This window comes from Avibacterium avium, from assembly GCF_900454535.1.
Lineage (GTDB): Bacteria > Pseudomonadota > Gammaproteobacteria > Enterobacterales > Pasteurellaceae > Avibacterium > Avibacterium avium.
The window spans coordinates 222,769-238,491 of the sequence record NZ_UGSP01000001.1 but is presented as its reverse complement, the minus strand read 5'-3'; the positions used below and the strand labels follow the sequence as shown (position 1 = coordinate 238,491).

The 15,723-nt window shown below is 41.9% G+C and carries 14 protein-coding genes; 9 read left to right on the top strand and 5 right to left on the bottom strand.

From position 1 onward, the window contains the following. Positions 1-50 precede the first annotated feature (50 nt). From DYC50_RS01205 to DYC50_RS01190, 4 genes are read left to right on the top strand one after another with little or no spacing between them, the layout of a single operon-like run. The gene (locus tag DYC50_RS01205) at positions 51-500 is read left to right on the top strand and encodes an ash family protein (RefSeq protein ID WP_245934857.1); all 450 of its coding nucleotides are present in this window, start codon (positions 51-53) and stop codon (positions 498-500) included. Beyond that, positions 493-849: a hypothetical protein gene (locus DYC50_RS01200; RefSeq protein WP_115248682.1), complete on the top strand. Its 357-nt coding sequence runs from the start codon at positions 493-495 to the stop codon at positions 847-849. The genes DYC50_RS01205 and DYC50_RS01200 overlap by 8 nt, the downstream gene beginning before the upstream one ends. Next, positions 846-1,097 (top strand): hypothetical protein, encoded by a 252-nt coding sequence (locus tag DYC50_RS01195; RefSeq protein WP_115248681.1) that lies wholly within the window; start codon positions 846-848, stop codon positions 1,095-1,097. The genes DYC50_RS01200 and DYC50_RS01195 overlap by 4 nt, the downstream gene beginning before the upstream one ends. Then, positions 1,094-2,995 carry a DNA primase family protein gene (locus tag DYC50_RS01190; protein ID WP_245934856.1) on the top strand — a complete coding sequence of 634 codons (1,902 nt, stop codon included), beginning with the start codon at positions 1,094-1,096 and terminating at the stop codon, positions 2,993-2,995. The genes DYC50_RS01195 and DYC50_RS01190 overlap by 4 nt, the downstream gene beginning before the upstream one ends. 907 nt (positions 2,996-3,902) lie before the next feature. On the opposite strand, the gene def is transcribed toward DYC50_RS01190, so the two are convergent. The 5 genes from def to uvrA all read right to left on the bottom strand — a co-directional run bounded on the left by def (position 3,903) and on the right by uvrA (position 10,262). Next, positions 3,903-4,409, bottom strand: a complete 507-nt coding sequence (gene def, locus DYC50_RS01185) for a peptide deformylase (protein WP_115248680.1) — start codon at positions 4,407-4,409, stop codon at positions 3,903-3,905. A 214-nt stretch (positions 4,410-4,623) separates the two neighbouring features. After that, on the bottom strand, positions 4,624-5,112 hold the full coding sequence (gene mreD, locus DYC50_RS01180; protein WP_115248679.1) for a rod shape-determining protein MreD: 489 nt from the start codon (positions 5,110-5,112) through the stop codon (positions 4,624-4,626). Next, positions 5,112-6,155 carry a rod shape-determining protein MreC gene (gene mreC, locus DYC50_RS01175; RefSeq protein WP_115248678.1) on the bottom strand — a complete coding sequence of 348 codons (1,044 nt, stop codon included), beginning with the start codon at positions 6,153-6,155 and terminating at the stop codon, positions 5,112-5,114. Before mreC ends, mreD begins: the two co-directional genes overlap by 1 nt. 83 nt (positions 6,156-6,238) lie before the next feature. Beyond that, a complete protein-coding gene (locus DYC50_RS01170; RefSeq protein ID WP_115248677.1) occupies positions 6,239-7,285 on the bottom strand; it encodes a rod shape-determining protein in 1,047 nt (348 codons plus the stop codon). Between the two features lie 148 nt (positions 7,286-7,433). Beyond that, positions 7,434-10,262 (bottom strand): excinuclease ABC subunit UvrA, encoded by a 2,829-nt coding sequence (gene uvrA, locus DYC50_RS01165; RefSeq protein ID WP_103854179.1) that lies wholly within the window; start codon positions 10,260-10,262, stop codon positions 7,434-7,436. A 171-nt stretch (positions 10,263-10,433) separates the two neighbouring features. Between uvrA and ssb the strand changes: the two genes are divergently transcribed. The 5 genes from ssb to trkA all read left to right on the top strand — a co-directional run bounded on the left by ssb (position 10,434) and on the right by trkA (position 15,677). Then, positions 10,434-10,970, top strand: a complete 537-nt coding sequence (ssb, locus tag DYC50_RS01160; protein ID WP_115248676.1) for a single-stranded DNA-binding protein — start codon at positions 10,434-10,436, stop codon at positions 10,968-10,970. 201 nt (positions 10,971-11,171) lie between these two features. Beyond that, the gene (gene fmt / locus DYC50_RS01155; protein WP_115248675.1) at positions 11,172-12,131 is read left to right on the top strand and encodes a methionyl-tRNA formyltransferase; all 960 of its coding nucleotides are present in this window, start codon (positions 11,172-11,174) and stop codon (positions 12,129-12,131) included. Then, positions 12,131-13,498, top strand: a complete 1,368-nt coding sequence (rsmB, locus tag DYC50_RS01150) for a 16S rRNA (cytosine(967)-C(5))-methyltransferase RsmB (protein WP_115248674.1) — start codon at positions 12,131-12,133, stop codon at positions 13,496-13,498. Before fmt ends, rsmB begins: the two co-directional genes overlap by 1 nt. 8 nt (positions 13,499-13,506) lie before the next feature. Further along, complete coding sequence (locus tag DYC50_RS01145; protein ID WP_115248673.1) at positions 13,507-14,304, top strand: glycosyltransferase family 2 protein; 798 nt, start codon at positions 13,507-13,509, stop codon at positions 14,302-14,304. Further along, positions 14,301-15,677 carry a Trk system potassium transporter TrkA gene (trkA, locus tag DYC50_RS01140; protein ID WP_115248672.1) on the top strand — a complete coding sequence of 459 codons (1,377 nt, stop codon included), beginning with the start codon at positions 14,301-14,303 and terminating at the stop codon, positions 15,675-15,677. Before DYC50_RS01145 ends, trkA begins: the two co-directional genes overlap by 4 nt. Positions 15,678-15,723 lie beyond the last annotated feature (46 nt).

The following is a 15,723-nucleotide window of genomic DNA, read 5'->3' as shown; positions in this document are numbered from 1 at the left end:
CACTAAAAAGAAAAAATAACAACTTATTTTCAATTATTCACGCATATTTATTGACAAATGACCAAGCTTCAAATTATGCTTTCCCCGCTTTCGCAAAATCGAAAGCCAGCCGTGAGAAGCTGAATAATTTACTGCAGGCGAACAGCACGCCAACCCGTGCTTTTTTTGTTCGTAATTTTCGCACACCTAAAGAACGCCAATTTAAGGCGTGTTCATCAATGGTAGAGCGTAACAGGCACGCTTTAAGCGTGGCTGCTTATCCTGTAGGGGCAGTTTCTCACCCTGTTACGTTCTACCGCCCGACCGTGAGAAGTCTAGCGGTAGTCTTTGAAAAATTTACTATAGGACTATCAGCAATGATCTACAAATTCCAATTAGTCGGCTCTCGCCTACACGTTTCAACCTATGCCAAAAGCGAAGCGCACGCGCGCCAATTCCTAAACCTCACCCCACAAGAGGCGATTTGTTTTGCCCGCATTAAGGGGGGGCGCTATGCGTAATCTCACACCAAAAAACCTTACAGAAAAAGTAAAAATCATTGAACACTTTCTCGCAGAAACAAAGAAAGCGCTAAAAGCTAACCAGTTAGAAGAGGCAAAACATTGCTTAAAAAGCGTGGAATTAACGGCATATATCCCAACTTATGCACAAAATACAGAAGCAAGGCTTTATATCGATGAGATATTAACAGATGAGCAAGCCCAACTAGGCGTTCACTTTGTAGAACACTTCTTCAATGCCGCTAAAGTGTATTTACATAATGGGAATTTGCGCGGCGTAACGCATTCATTGCAAGCCATTATCAACGGCCTACCCACTCAAATTAGCCAAAATAGGGGGCTAGAATGAAAAATAAATTACAACACATTCAAGCACTGAATGAGCAGTTTAGCGCTGAATTAGAAAACTTAGCAACATTCCCCTATTTTTATGAAACTTTAGCAGCGTTCAACTTAGGTGAAGACACTCGCGAAAAATTAGAGCGAGTAAATGCAATGGCGCAGATAGAACAAGTTTACCTAAAACACTTAGAAAGCCTGCAAGAGGAAATACATTCTCAATTAAGTGAATTGGTTACATCAGAGGTTAAGTTATGATGAACGGAAAGAGAAAAAAAGCCCCTAACTTAGGGGCATTATTGAAAACTACTCCCAATAGCCAAAAAGAAATATTTATTTTAATCGGTGATAATGTTTGGAATTTTTATCGTTCAGATCCTAAAGATTTAAAAACAAATGGGCTTGGCACAGGCTGGAAAATGCTAGCAGATTTAACTGATGCGGATAATGCTAAACGTTATGAAGAAATTCCAATTATTTTAGACAATACAAATCTATCAGAACTTTATAAGCTGGATATTTTGCCGTTAGAACATCAAGTTGCAAGCATTATTGATACAGATGAGTTTTTTAAAGTTAAAACAAGTGTTGACGGCATCACAATTAGAGAAAATCAGCAAGTTCTAACAGATTTATGCACGCATTTAACTAAAACAACAGCTATTCAGCATTTAACGTTAAGAAACAATATTGGCGAGCTTTTAGAAGATTTAAGCGGCTATATTTCCCGCATTCGTAACAATGAAGCAAGCCTAGAAGCGGCAACACCTGAATTAATTGAGCTTGACGCGGAAACCCTGAAAAAACTTAGCCCAGCTGAAAAAGCAGAATATTTTTACAAATGGCTAAAAATTCCCTTAGCTTATCACGCGGATCAAGGGATAATTTACCGTTACAACGGTATTATTTGGGAAATAATCCAAGAAAATGAATTACAACGTCAAATTAAGCAGTTTTTTGAGGAATACGGCACAAAATACGGAAGCGTTGAGAGTTTAAACAATATTATCAAATGCCTTAATGTAGATTTACCGCTATTTATGCAAACTGATGTGAAACTCTTAGCTTTTAAAAATGGCGTACTAAATAAAAATACGTTGCAATTTATGCCACATAGTAAAGACTACTATTTAACAGGCGTTAACCCCTGCGATTATTTGGAAACGCAAACCCCTACGCCTAATTTTGATAAATGGATCAATTTTATCAGCTATGACAGTATTGAGCGGAAAAAATCTTTATTAGCTGCTCTTTATATGATTTTAAATAATCGTTATGACTGGCAATTAACCTTAGAATTAATAGGCGAAGCGGGAAGCGGTAAAAGTACATTTCTAGAAGTAGCAAAGTTAATTAGTGGCGAGGGAAATTATACCGCGATAGATTTAGAGCTTTTAAAAGACGATAAGGCGCGAGATATTATCTTAAATAAAACGTTTTTATTTTCACCTGATCAATCCCGCTACATTGGCGATGCTTCAATTATTAAAGCAATTTCTGGCGGTGATGATATTTCTTTCAACCCCAAAAATAAAAAATCATTTAGTAGTAAAGTAAACGCAATTATTGCTATCTGTTCTAATACCTTGCCAATTTATAAAAATGACGGCGGCGGAATGGAAAGAAGACGCGTGTTATTTCCATTCTATAAAGCCGTTGAAGATAGCGAAAGAGATGATCAGCTATTTGAGAAAATTCAACAAGAATTAGGCGGGATAATCCGCAAACTTTATGATGAATTTAAACAACCAGAAGAAGCTAAACAAGCCTTACTACGACAGCAAAAGAGTAAAGAAGCCTTAGCGATGAAAACCGAAAACGATCATATTTTAGAATTTATCGAAGAGTTCGATTTATTGCCCGAAGTCAGCAATAAAGGCTTAATTCTAGGAAGTATGAAAGGAATGCCAAGCATTGAAAGCCCTTTTGTTTTTGATCGTCTTTATTGGTGCTATTTGTTTTTTTGCGACATCTTAGGGCGAACAGATAAAGCAAGGTTAAAGCCAAAAGATTTACTCGCCGAAATGCAACAAGCATTTAAAACCGCTGGCTATAAAATCAAATTCACTAATAAGCAGCTAAAAGGCGGGTACAACTACACAAATGCCACATTCAAAGACAAGCAGAAAACAATAGAAAAATGGAGAAACGCATAATGCAGTGAGTAATTTATTGAAAATATTAACAGTAAACCAATCAAACAAAGGGCGCATAATAGCGCTCTTTTTTATTCCAAAGTGATATAAAAAACAAAAGACACAGCCAAACTGATTTTTCTTATTCACCCTTTCACTTTTTCACCCTAACTACATATAACCATATGATTTATAATAAAAAAATAGGAAAAATAGAAAATTCATTTTTTCACCCTTGTTTCACCCTTTTTTGCATTTTTTCACCCTTTTGATTATTTATTGTTCAAAAATGACTTTTTTTCTTAAATTTTGTTCATTTATTAAACAAATTTCGCATTTTTCACCTCATTTTTTCACCCTTTCACCCTTATTCACCCTACTAAAAAAGGAAAAAACTATTTAAAATCAATGTGATAAAGATAAACAGGGTGAAAGGGTGAAAGGGTGAAACAAAAATCTAATATTTGGTCTGGCTCGCATATTTTGCCTAAATCAGCCTACTTTTTGCACGATGAAAAAATCAATCAAACTTTTATCGATAAACTGAAAGGCATAGGCAAGCCCAATAACGGAATTCCTGTTATCTGCACTGAACAAAATAGGGGAAATCACCGCTGTAAAAATCCCCAGCCTTGCCGCCTTTTCGATTCCTGTTTTATACTCAAGCAGGGATTTTAGATCCCTGTTTAGATCCCTGCAACAAACAAGAAAAAATAAAATAGATATAAAATTCAAAGAATTAGCGCTAAAAAATGGAGTTGCCCACGTTCGCCAAATGGTCTCGTTTGTTGTTTGTTATAGGTTGGGAAATAATCTGACGTAACCAATCGTGTTGTGTAGCTTGTTATTCTATTGTCTATGAAGAGATTATAGGAAAGCGTAAAAAACCGCACATTATTTAATAAGTGCGGTGATAATTTACTAACAATTATTTTGCTAATTGTTTTTTTAGTTTTAATAGTTTATCTTTCATCCGTTGGCGTTTCAGCGGGGATAAATAGTCAGCGAATACGATACCATTTAAATGATCGATTTCGTGCTGAATACAAATCGCCAATAGCCCGTCAGCATCAAGAATAAACTCTTTGCCGTTTTTGTCTAAGGCACGGACTTTCAGCTTCTCTTTGCGAGGCACAAAGCCGTTCATTCCTGGCAATGAAAGACAGCCTTCTTCAATACCTGTTTCGCCTGAGCTTTCAATAATTTCAGGATTGATAAGAACGATTTGATTTTCTTTGTTACCTTCAATATCAATAACAATTAATCGTTTATGTGCATCAATTTGTGTTGCAGCAAGCCCGATACCTTGTTCGTGATACATTGTTTCGAACATATTATCAATTAACGTATGCAATTCATCATCAAATTTTTCCACAGGCGAAGCCACGATCTTCAAACGCTCATCGGGATAAATTAAAACATCTAGTAATGCCATAAGCTTATTTTTTCCTCTATTAAAATTGTCGGCATAGTGTAACGATTTTCCCACTAAAACGCCAATAGAAAGGTACTGTGTATCAAGGAAAAAGCCTCGCTTTTTGGCGAGGCTAAGAACAATTATTAGAAAAATATTAGGAAGAATAAGTACTCTTTAAATTAAAGCGGTAATTTCTGAGTTTTAGCTTTTATTCCTTCAATACTTAAATTTTCTAAACAATACCCAATTGTCTGGTAATTCTTCGTAATAGTAAAAACATCCAAGGCCATAATATGCCGCTGACAATGGCGCCGAAGGCTTCTTGCCAGTTGAAATCAGCGCTATGTAGGAATAGTTCGATAATAAAAATACCAATGCGGATAGCGATGACGGAGAGAATAACCACAACGCCTTGCATCCATAGAGATAAATTGCGAATCATTATGTGATTTTTCGCGAGCAAATAGGCATATATGGAAAGTACTAGAGCGTGAACACCGAGAACCGAGCCGAGAACTAAGTCCCACGCAACGCCAAGAACAAAGGCGGTGCCGACATTAACTTTGGACGGTAAGGCAAGCACCCAATAAGTCAGTACGAGAATAATCCACGCAGGCTTGAAGTTATACAAACTGGCAGGCCAAGGGATAATTTCTAAAACCATTGCGATTAAGCAAATCAGTAATACGGAAAAAATCTGCAAAATTAATCTGCCTTGCATTAGTCTTCCTCTCGATAAGGTTGTAATTCGGGATCAACAGGTTCAGAAGGGAGATCTAAAGGTTGATCAATATGTGATTCTTGTGTGTCTTTTGTTGGCTGATCAGCCTCACTTTCTTCCGTTACTGGCGTTTTGGGTAGTTTTTCCTGTGTTTGTGTCGCTAGGCGTTGGCGCACGGTTTTTCGTACATCTTCAGGGCTAATCGTGCCTTTTCGGATATCTTCACTGTTTGGCCAGAGCAATAAAACATAGCGTAAGCGTTCCATTGAAGCGAGTGGTTTCGCTGTGATAGTAGCGAAATAATTTTTACCATCGCGCGATACATTTTCCACAATAGCGACAGGGTAGCCTTCAAGGAAACGCCCACCTAGCCCTGATGTAACCAGTAAATCCCCTTTCACAATATCCACTGAGCGTGGCACATTGTCTAGGGTGAGTTCATCACTGTGCCCTGTACCACTGGCGATCACACGCACATCATTACGCAATACTTGTACAGGGATCGAATGGGTAACATCCGTTAGTAACAGCACGCGACTAGTGTTGCTTCCTACAGAAATAATCTGCCCAACTACACCTTTTTCATCAATAACAGGTTGCCCCACATAAGCGCCGTCATTTTCCCCTTGGTTAATGACCACTTGCTGGCGGTAAACATCAGTTTCTGCGGTTAAAACCTCGGCGATTTTTTTGTATTCATCTGTACGCAATGGCGAATTTAGCAATAAGCGTAAGCGTTGGTTTTCTACTTTCAGTTGATCCAATAACAATAAGTCGGCGTTTTTTTCGCGCAATTGCTCTCTTAGGACTTTGTTTTCGATTTGTAATTTGTTGGTATCAACAAGATTGTAAGATACGCCGTCTAATACGGTTCTTGGGGTGTTGGCAAGATAATAAACGCTGCCGATGGCAGTTTCCATCACGCTGCGTACTTTGATCATCGTATTGGTTCGCCCGTCAGACAAAATCAATGCAATCGAGGCGATCAATGCGAAAGCGAGTCGAATGCCAAGGTAAGGGGCTTTTCCAAAGATTGGTTTCATTAATATTGCTCAGAATATCGCTTAGCAAGAAGTGCGGTCAAAAAAGTTGAAATTTTTGACCGCACTTTTATTGGCAATGAAAATTAGAAATCATCACTAAAGATATCAGCACCGTGCATATCTAATGCTTCACCACCACCACGAGCAACACAGGTCAGTGGATCATCAGCAATAATCACAGGTACGCCAGTTTCTTTCGATAATAAAATATCAATATTACGCAATAACGCACCACCACCCGTTAGCACGATACCGCGTTCAAAAATATCCGCAGCGTGTTCTGGTTGGCATTCTTCAAGCGCAGTACGCACTGCAGTAACAATGCCGTTTAATGGCTGTTGGATAGCTTCCAACACATCGCGTGAATTTAAGGTAAAGGTTCTTGGCGCACCCTCTGCAAGGTTGTGTCCGTGAACTTCTAGCTCTTTAATTTCATCACCTTCTTGAATATAGGCTGTACCAATTTCTTCTTTGATGCGCTCTGCGGTTGGTTCGCCAATGATAGAACCAAAAGTGCGGCGCACATAGGCGATAATGGCTTCATCAAAACGGTCGCCACCAATGCGTACAGAAGAAGAATAAACAATACCATTTAAAGAAATCACCGCGACTTCAGTTGTACCGCCACCGATATCAATCACCATTGATCCTGTTGCGGTGGAAACAGGCAATTTTGCCCCGATTGCCGCAGCCATTGGCTCTTCAATTAAGTACACTTCGCGTGCGCCTGCACCTAAGGCAGATTCTTTAATTGCACGGCGTTCCACTTGGGTTGCGCCTGCTGGTACGCAGACTAAAACTCGCGGGCTTGGGCGCATAAAGTTGCCGCTATGTACTTGTTTAATGAAATATTGCAACATTTTTTCGGTTACCGAGAAATCCGCGATAACGCCATCTTTCATTGGGCGAATGGCTAAAATGCTTTTCGGTGTACGGCCGAGCATTAATTTTGCTTCTTTCCCTACTGCCGCAATGCTTTTCATTGATCCTGCACGGCCTTGACGAATTGCCACCACAGAGGGTTCATTTAGTACGATTCCTTGCCCTTTCACATAAATTAATGTGTTCGCTGTACCTAAATCAATAGAAAGATCGTTTGAAAATAAACCACGAATTTTTTTAAATAACATAAGAATTCCGTTAAAGTAACTGTATAAAAAACGCTCACAATAAAGAGTGAGAAAAATTGCGCTAAATGTATCAAAAAATCAGCATTGATAACAGCTATTTTTATCAAATAGCTGGAAAAAATTAGCGCACTTTCGTTTCCTTACATTTTTACTTCGCAAGGATTTGCTTAAGAAAGCGTGCGGTGTGTGATCCTTTCACTTTTGCCACCTGCTCTGGTGTACCTGTGGCAATGATCTCACCACCGCCACTTCCCCCTTCAGGACCAAGATCTACAATCCAATCTGCGGTTTTAATCACATCTAAATTATGCTCAATTACCACAATGGTGTTGCCTTGATCACGCAAGCGATGTAGCACTTCAAGGAGCTGTTTAATATCCGCAAAATGTAAGCCAGTTGTCGGTTCATCAAGAATATATAAGGTTTTTCCTGTATCGCGTTTTGATAACTCGGTCGCCAATTTCACCCGTTGCGCTTCACCGCCAGATAGGGTGGTGGAAGATTGCCCTAAGCGAATATAGGATAGCCCCACGTCCATCAAGGTTTGCAATTTGCGCGCAATTTGTGGAATGGCATCGAAAAATTCACGCGCTTCTTCCACCGTCATATCCAGCACTTGATTAATAGTTTTGCCTTTGTAGCGAATTTCCAAAGTTTCACGATTGTAGCGTTTGCCTTTACACTGATCGCAAGGCACATACACATCGGGCAAGAAGTGCATTTCTACTTTGATCACGCCGTCCCCTTGACAGGCTTCGCAACGTCCGCCACGCACGTTGAAACTAAAGCGGCCTGGGTTATAACCACGCGCACGGGATTCTGGCACGCCTGCGAATAATTCGCGAATTGGTGTGAATAAGCCCGTGTAAGTGGCAGGATTGGAACGCGGTGTACGTCCAATCGGGCTTTGATCAATATCGATCACTTTGTCAAAAAATTCTAATCCTTGAATGGATTTATGTGGTGCAGCTTGCGCATTTTCCGCACGGTTTAAAGCACTTTGCGCCAGTGGGAATAGGGTATCGTTAATCAGCGTAGATTTGCCCGACCCCGATACGCCTGTAACACAAGTAAACAAGCCCACAGGGATTTCTAAATTGACATTTTTCAGATTATTGCCTGAAGCACCTTTGAGTTTTAAGATTTTTTCTTTATCAAGTGCGGTGCGTTTTTTTGGAATTTCTATTTTTTCTTTGCCTGATAAGAATTTCCCCGTCAGTGAGTTTGGATTTTGCATAATTTCTTGCGCTGTACCTTGCGCCACCACACTACCTCCGTGCACACCAGCACCTGGGCCAATATCAATAATGTGATCCGCGCTCAAAATGGCATCTTCATCGTGTTCTACCACAATCACTGTGTTACCTAAATTTCTTAGGTGAATCAAGGTGTTAAGTAAGCGTTCATTATCTCGTTGATGCAAGCCAATGGAAGGCTCATCAAGTACATACATCACACCAACCAAGCCAGCACCAATTTGGCTAGCTAGACGAATACGTTGCGCTTCACCACCAGAAAGGGTTTCGGCAGAACGAGAAAGAGAAAGATAATTCAGCCCCACATTGACCAAAAATTGCAAGCGCTCTTTGATTTCTTTGAGAATTTTATCGGCAATTTGCGCGCGCTGCCCACTTAGAGTAAGGCTATCCACAAAATTAAAGGCTTCACCAATGCTCTTTTCGGAAACCTCAGGCAGATTTGTTTCGCCAATAAAAACATTACGCGCTTCAGGGCGTAAACGCGAGCCACCGCAATCCTTACAAGGGCGCGTGCTGATATTTTTCGCCAATTCTTCACGCACAGACATTGATTCTGTTTCTTTATAACGGCGCGCCATATTATTGAGAATGCCTTCAAAACTATGGCGGCGTAGCACCACATCACCACGGTCATTCATATACTGGAATTCAATTTCTTCTTTACCTGAACCGTGCAAAATAATGTGTTGAATTTTTTTAGGTAAATCTTCAAACGGGCTTTCCACGTCAAAACCATAATGTTTGGCGAGAGAAGTCAGCATCTGGTAATAATAGAAATTACGCCGATCCCAACCTTTAATCGCCCCACCTGCTAAGGAAATGCTTGGATTTTGCACCACGCGTTTTTCATCAAAATATTGCTGAACCCCCAAGCCATCACAAGTCGGGCAAGCCCCGGCTGGGTTATTAAAGGAAAACAAGCGCGGCTCAAGTTCAGGCACGGAATAACCACAATGCGGACAAGCAAAGTTTGCGGAAAACAGCAATTCTTCCGCTTTCGGATCGTCCATATTCGCCACCACTGCCGTGCCGCCAGAAAGTTCTAATGCTGTTTCAAAGGATTCCGCTAAACGGGTTGCCAAATCTGGACGGACTTTAAAGCGATCCACCACCACTTCAATGGTGTGCTTTTTCTGTAATTCTAATTTTGGTGGATCAGAAAGATCGCAAATTTCTCCATCAATTCTAGCGCGGATATAACCTTGCGCAGCAATATGTTCTAAAATTTTGATATGTTCCCCTTTGCGATCTTTCACCACAGGGGCAAGCAACATCATTCGGCTTTCTTCCGGCAATGCCAGCACCTTATCCACCATCTGGCTAATGGTTTGCGCCGCCAACGGAATATGATGATTTGGGCAGCGTGGTTCGCCCACACGAGCAAATAGCAAACGCAAATAGTCGTGAATTTCCGTGATCGTCCCCACCGTAGAACGTGGATTGTGCGAGGTGGATTTTTGTTCAATGGAAATCGCAGGGGATAGCCCTTCAATATGATCCACATCTGGCTTTTCCATTAACGATAAAAACTGGCGCGCATACGCAGAAAGAGATTCGACATAACGGCGTTGCCCTTCGGCATAAAGGGTATCAAAGGCCAGTGAAGATTTCCCTGAGCCAGAAAGCCCGGTAATCACAATTAATTTATCCCGCGGAATCGTCAGATTAATATTTTTTAAATTATGGGTTCTCGCCCCACGTACTTCTATTTTTTCCATAATCTTTTTGTCTGTTCAAGCAATTTAAGGTTATTTTGCGATCATTATCGCATAATCTGAAATAACTGTGCAAATATCCAGTTAATTTGTCTGGAATTAATAGCTTTTTCCCTTTTTTTAGGGCAAAATAACAAAAATTTTTACCGCACTTAACATCAGATAGAGGAATTTATGGCTGGAGTAAACAAAGTTATTATCGTAGGAAACCTAGGAAACGACCCTGAAATTCGCACAATGCCAAATGGCGAAGCTGTGGCGAACATTAGCGTAGCAACCAGTGAAAGCTGGATGGATAAAAACACCGGTGAACGCCGTGAAATCACCGAATGGCATCGCATTGTGTTCTATCGCCGTCAAGCTGAAATTGTGGGTGAATATTTGCGCAAAGGTTCAAAAGTTTATGTTGAAGGGCGTTTAAGAACGCGCAAATGGCAAGATCAAAATGGCCAAGATCGCTACACCACGGAAATCCAAGGCGATGTGCTACAAATGTTAGACAGCCGCGCAGAACGTACTCAAGGCGGCTATGCACCGCAAGGCGGGGGATATGCCCAACAAGGTGGTGGCTATGCAGCTCAACAAGGGGGCAATCAATATGCTCAACCGGCACAGCCTACATATCAAGCACCAAAAGCTGCACCACAACCAACACCCGCGCCACAGCCAGTGATTGATGATGCACCGATAGATGATGATATTCCATTTTAATTCAATAAAACCCAGCGTAGAGCTGGGTTTACTTTTGGAATAAGCTTCATTGTATCAGTGGCAAAGCGCGGTAAAATTCTCACAAATTTTCTACCGCGCTTTATTTTTAATCCGCCTTTCTTTCAGCATTCTTTTCACCCCAAGTCAAAAATACATTATACTTAATGCTAATTCCAACCTTGCATAATCAAGAGAAATGCGATGACAAAACCTTTAAATATTATTTTTGCGGGGACGCCAGAATTTGCCGCGCAGCATTTGGCGGCGCTGTTGAATTCAGAGCATAATGTGATTGCGGTTTATACGCAGCCAGACAAGCCAGCTGGACGAGGCAAGAAACTGCAAGCCAGCGCGGTAAAACAATTGGCGGAGCAGCATCAGATCCCAGTTTATCAGCCTAAATCCCTGCGCAAAGCGGAAGCGCAGCAAGAACTGGCAGCGCTGAATGCCGATGTGATGGTGGTGGTGGCTTATGGCTTAATTTTGCCGAAAGCAGTGTTGGACGCGCCAAGATTAGGCTGCCTGAATGTACACGGTTCGATTTTGCCCCGTTGGCGTGGGGCAGCGCCGATTCAACGCGCGATTTGGGCAGGCGATGGGCAAACTGGCGTGACCATTATGCAAATGAATGAAGGCTTGGATACGGGCGATATGCTGCATAAAGTGTATTGTGACATCAGCCCAGAAGACACCTCTCTAAGCCTTTATCATAAGTTGGAACAGATTGCGCCAAATGCGTTGCTTGATGTGTTAAATGGTTTGGAAGCTGGGGCGTTTCCGCCTGAAGCGCAAGATGATGCCCTTGCCAACTATGCCGATAAACTTTCTAAACAAGAAGCGAAATTGGATTGGCAGCTTTCAGCGACACAGCTTGAGCGTTGTATTCGTGCGTTTAATCCTTGGCCGATTAGCTATTTTGTTACCACGGATAAAGACGGCAACGAGCAGACTTTGAAAGTGTATCAAGCCACGGTGCTGCCGCATCAAAATCAGCCAGCAGGCACGATTTTACAAGCGGACAAAAATGGCATTCAAATTGCCACCGCAGAGGGCGTGTTAAATCTCACGCAGCTGCAGCCTGCCGGTAAAAAGCCAATGTCGGCACAGGATTTACTCAATGGCCGAGCAGATTGGTTCAGTGTGGGTAAGGTGTTGGCATAATGAAACAAAAAATCAGCAAAAAAAGCACCGCACTTGCTACAAAATCCCTTTCTGCGCGCGCCGTGGCGGCTCAATATCTTTTGCAAGTGTTGGATAAGGGGCAATCGCTTTCCACCTTGTTGGCGGAAAAAAATCCTGCGCTGAAAGAGCAAGATCTCCCTTTATTACAAGAAATTTGCTTTGGCGTGTGCCGCGTATTGCCACGCTTAGAGCAAATTATTCAGCACTTGGTGGATAAGCCGTTGAAAGGCAAAACGCGTCTTGTGCATTGTTTATTGTTGGTGGGATTGTATCAATTATTATATTTACGCACGCCCGATCACGCGGTGGTAGATGAAATGGTAAAAGCCGCACGAAGCCTAAAATTGGACAGTTTTAAAGGCTTGGTGAATGCGGTGCTACGCCGTTTCTTACGCGAGCAAGAACACATTTTGGCGAAAGTGGATAAGCATTGGCAAACCTTGCACCCTGAATGGCTCGTGAATAAGCTGAAAAAAGCCTATCCAAATTGGCGTGAGATTGTGGAAGCGAATAACCAACGGCCACCAATGTGGTTGCGCGTGAACCCGCAACATAGCAATGTGAACGGGTATTTAACCTTGTTGCAAGAGATTGATATTGAAGCGGCAAGTGCGGATCACCCACAGGCAATCCGCTTGGCTCAGGCGAAAAATGTTGCGCAACTACCGCATTTCGCTGAAGGTTGGCTCACGGTGCAAGATTTGCACGCACAATGGTCGGGTTTATTGCTTGAGCCGCAAAATGGCGAATTGATTTTAGATGCCTGCGCCGCCCCAGGTGGAAAAACCACGCATATTTTAGAACTTGCGCCACAAGCCAAGGTGGTGGCATTAGATGTGGAACCGCATCGATTGACACGGGTGGAAGAAAATCTCGCACGAATGGGACAAAACGCCCTTGTGATTTGTGGCGATGCCAGCCAGCCAGATCAATGGTTCGCCCAAATTCAACAGCAGTTTGGCGAAAGTGCGGTGCAATTTGACCGAATTTTACTTGATGCTCCTTGTTCCGCCACTGGTGTTATCCGCCGCCACCCCGATATAAAATGGTTGCGTAAAGAAAGCGACATCGCCCCTTTAGTGGCCTTACAAAAAGCCATTTTAACCGCGTTATGGCAACGTTTAAAACCAAACGGCGTGTTGCTTTATGCCACTTGTTCGTTGTTGCCGGAAGAAAATAGTCAACAAATTGACGAATTTTTGCAACAACATCCTGAAGCGAAACTGATTGATTTACCTTTCGCTGAACAAGCACAGTTGGGGCATCAATTCTTCCCACAAGAAAATGGTGGCGATGGGTTTTATTATGCAAAATTAGTAAAAATGGAAGGGGTGAGTAAACCGTGAAATATCCAATGATTGATGTGATTATCCCCTGTTTTAATTGCCGTCAAACTTTAACGAGAGCGGTAGATTCTGTTTTGGCCCAGCCAAATGTGGGAAAATTATGGTTGGTTGATGATGCTTCAATAGATGGCACTGATGAATTAGCGAGACAATTACAGCGTAAATATCCCGAAAAAATTTGTGTGGAGCAAATGCCTAAAAACAGTGGTGTGGCGAAAACGAGAAATTGGGGGGCATTACAAAGTAACGCTGAGATTATCGCCTTTCTTGATGCAGATGATGCCTATGAAGAGGGAGCGTTAGAAAATGCATCAGCAGTTTTTGCATTTCGTCCAGAAATTAATGTTCTAAGGTTATCGCTAAAACCGGTAGATTTACCACAACGCTATGCCGAACAAGCTGATTTTGCTCAAGCTTGGCGATATATGGAAATGACTTGTGGGGGAAATCTTGTGTTTAATCGTTCGTTTTTTCTTGCTTGTGGTGGTTTTCCGCAACAGCCACTTTTTCAAGAATTAGGTGGAGAAGATGGGGCATTAGGCATTGCAACAACAAAACTTTGTGTTGTGGGAACGTTGTTTGATGAGGCAGGGGTGCTGCATTACTGTCGTGAGGGAATGCACGCACAACGTTTGCTTGATGGTCTTTTATTTGAACAATATGATAAAAGAATTACACAAGAAAAACTTGACGAAGCCAATCAAGTGACGGAGAGTATTTGTCAGCGAGTAGCACGTTTAAAGCATAACCTTAATCATTCACCGACAGGTGTATTACCTCTTAATATTGAGAGAGCACAACAATGAAAATCATTATTTTAGGTGCAGGTCAAGTAGGCACAACCTTAGCGGCGAATTTAGTGAGTGAGGATAACGACATCACCCTTGTGGATAACCAAGCGGATCGTTTGCTTGCTTTGCAAGATAAGCACGATTTGCGTGTTGTTAATGGCGTTGCTTCATCGCCAAAAGTGTTACGAGAAGCTGGGGCTGCTGATGCGGATTTGGTGGTCGCAGTAACCAATTCAGACGAAACCAATATGATCGCTTGCCAAGTGGCTTATACCTTATTTAACACGCCAACTAAGATCGCGCGTATTCGTAGTGCGGATTATTTGCGTGAGAAAAATAAACTTTTTCAGCCTGATGTGATCCCCATTGATCATATTATTTCGCCAGAAAAATTGGTTACCGATGAAATCGTTCGCTTGATTGATTACCCTGGGGCGTTGCAGGTTTCGCATTTTGCCAATGGGCGAATTAGTATTGTGGTGGTGAAAGCTTATTATGGTGGCCCTTTGGTGGGCTATGCGTTATCGGCGCTTAAAGAGCATCTGCCCCATATTGATTGCCGTGTGGTGTCAATTTTGCGTCAGGATAAGGTGATTCGTCCGCAAGGTTCAACCATTATTGAAGCAGGCGATGAAGTAACGTTCATTTGCGATACGATTCATATTAAAGCCATTATGAGCGAATTACAGCGCTTGGAAAAACCTTATAAACGCATAATGATTATTGGTGGCGGAAATATTGGTAGCGGCGTGGCAAAACGTTTGGAAGAGCAATGTTCAGTAAAATTGATTGAACGTAATCCTGAACGTGCCATTGCGTTGGCAGAGCGTTTATCAAAGACGTTAGTTTTTTGCGGTGATGCTTCTGATCAATCCTTGTTATTTGAAGAACATATTGAAAATATTGATGTTTTTCTTTCGCTTACCAGTGATGATGAAGCGAACATTATGTCTGCCTTGCTCGCTAAACGCTTAGGGGCGAAAAAGGCGATGGTGCTGATCCAGCGAATGGCATATATCAATTTATTGCAAGGGGGAACGCTGGATATTGTGGTTTCACCACAGCAGGCGACCATTTCTGCCTTGCTTGGGCATATTCGTAAAGGTGATGTGGGGAGCGTGGTGTCTTTACGTCACGGTATCGCCGAAGCTTTAGAAATTGTGGTACACGGTGAAGCGGAATCTTCTAATGTGATTGGGCGACAAGTATCTGACATCAAGTTACCTGCGGGAGCAATTATTGGCGCAGTGTTGCGTGGCGATGATGTGATGATTGCACGAAAAAGTTTAGTGATTGAAGAAGATGATCACATTGTGGTGTATGTGAGTGATAAAAAACATATTCCTGAAGTGGAAAAATTATTCCAGCCAAGTGCGTTTTTTATTTAGTCATAGACAAAAGCGCGGTGTAAAAAAGGGCAGATTTTTATCTGCC

What these genes read in the sequence shown, in the direction of transcription:
- ssb (WP_115248676.1), top strand. Translation starts at nt 10,434, where the DNA reads ATGGCTGGAGTAAACAAAGTTATTATCGTAGGAAACCTAGGAAACGAC.
- uvrA (WP_103854179.1), bottom strand. Translation starts at nt 10,262, where the DNA reads ATGGAAAAAATAGAAGTACGTGGGGCGAGAACCCATAATTTAAAAAAT.
- rsmB (WP_115248674.1), top strand. Translation starts at nt 12,131, where the DNA reads ATGAAACAAAAAATCAGCAAAAAAAGCACCGCACTTGCTACAAAATCC.
- trkA (WP_115248672.1), top strand. Translation starts at nt 14,301, where the DNA reads ATGAAAATCATTATTTTAGGTGCAGGTCAAGTAGGCACAACCTTAGCG.
- DYC50_RS01190 (WP_245934856.1), top strand. Translation starts at nt 1,094, where the DNA reads ATGATGAACGGAAAGAGAAAAAAAGCCCCTAACTTAGGGGCATTATTG.
- DYC50_RS01195 (WP_115248681.1), top strand. Translation starts at nt 846, where the DNA reads ATGAAAAATAAATTACAACACATTCAAGCACTGAATGAGCAGTTTAGC.
- DYC50_RS01200 (WP_115248682.1), top strand. Translation starts at nt 493, where the DNA reads ATGCGTAATCTCACACCAAAAAACCTTACAGAAAAAGTAAAAATCATT.
- mreD (WP_115248679.1), bottom strand. Translation starts at nt 5,112, where the DNA reads ATGCAAGGCAGATTAATTTTGCAGATTTTTTCCGTATTACTGATTTGC.
- fmt (WP_115248675.1), top strand. Translation starts at nt 11,172, where the DNA reads ATGACAAAACCTTTAAATATTATTTTTGCGGGGACGCCAGAATTTGCC.
- DYC50_RS01170 (WP_115248677.1), bottom strand. Translation starts at nt 7,285, where the DNA reads ATGTTATTTAAAAAAATTCGTGGTTTATTTTCAAACGATCTTTCTATT.
- def (WP_115248680.1), bottom strand. Translation starts at nt 4,409, where the DNA reads ATGGCATTACTAGATGTTTTAATTTATCCCGATGAGCGTTTGAAGATC.
- DYC50_RS01145 (WP_115248673.1), top strand. Translation starts at nt 13,507, where the DNA reads ATGATTGATGTGATTATCCCCTGTTTTAATTGCCGTCAAACTTTAACG.
- mreC (WP_115248678.1), bottom strand. Translation starts at nt 6,155, where the DNA reads ATGAAACCAATCTTTGGAAAAGCCCCTTACCTTGGCATTCGACTCGCT.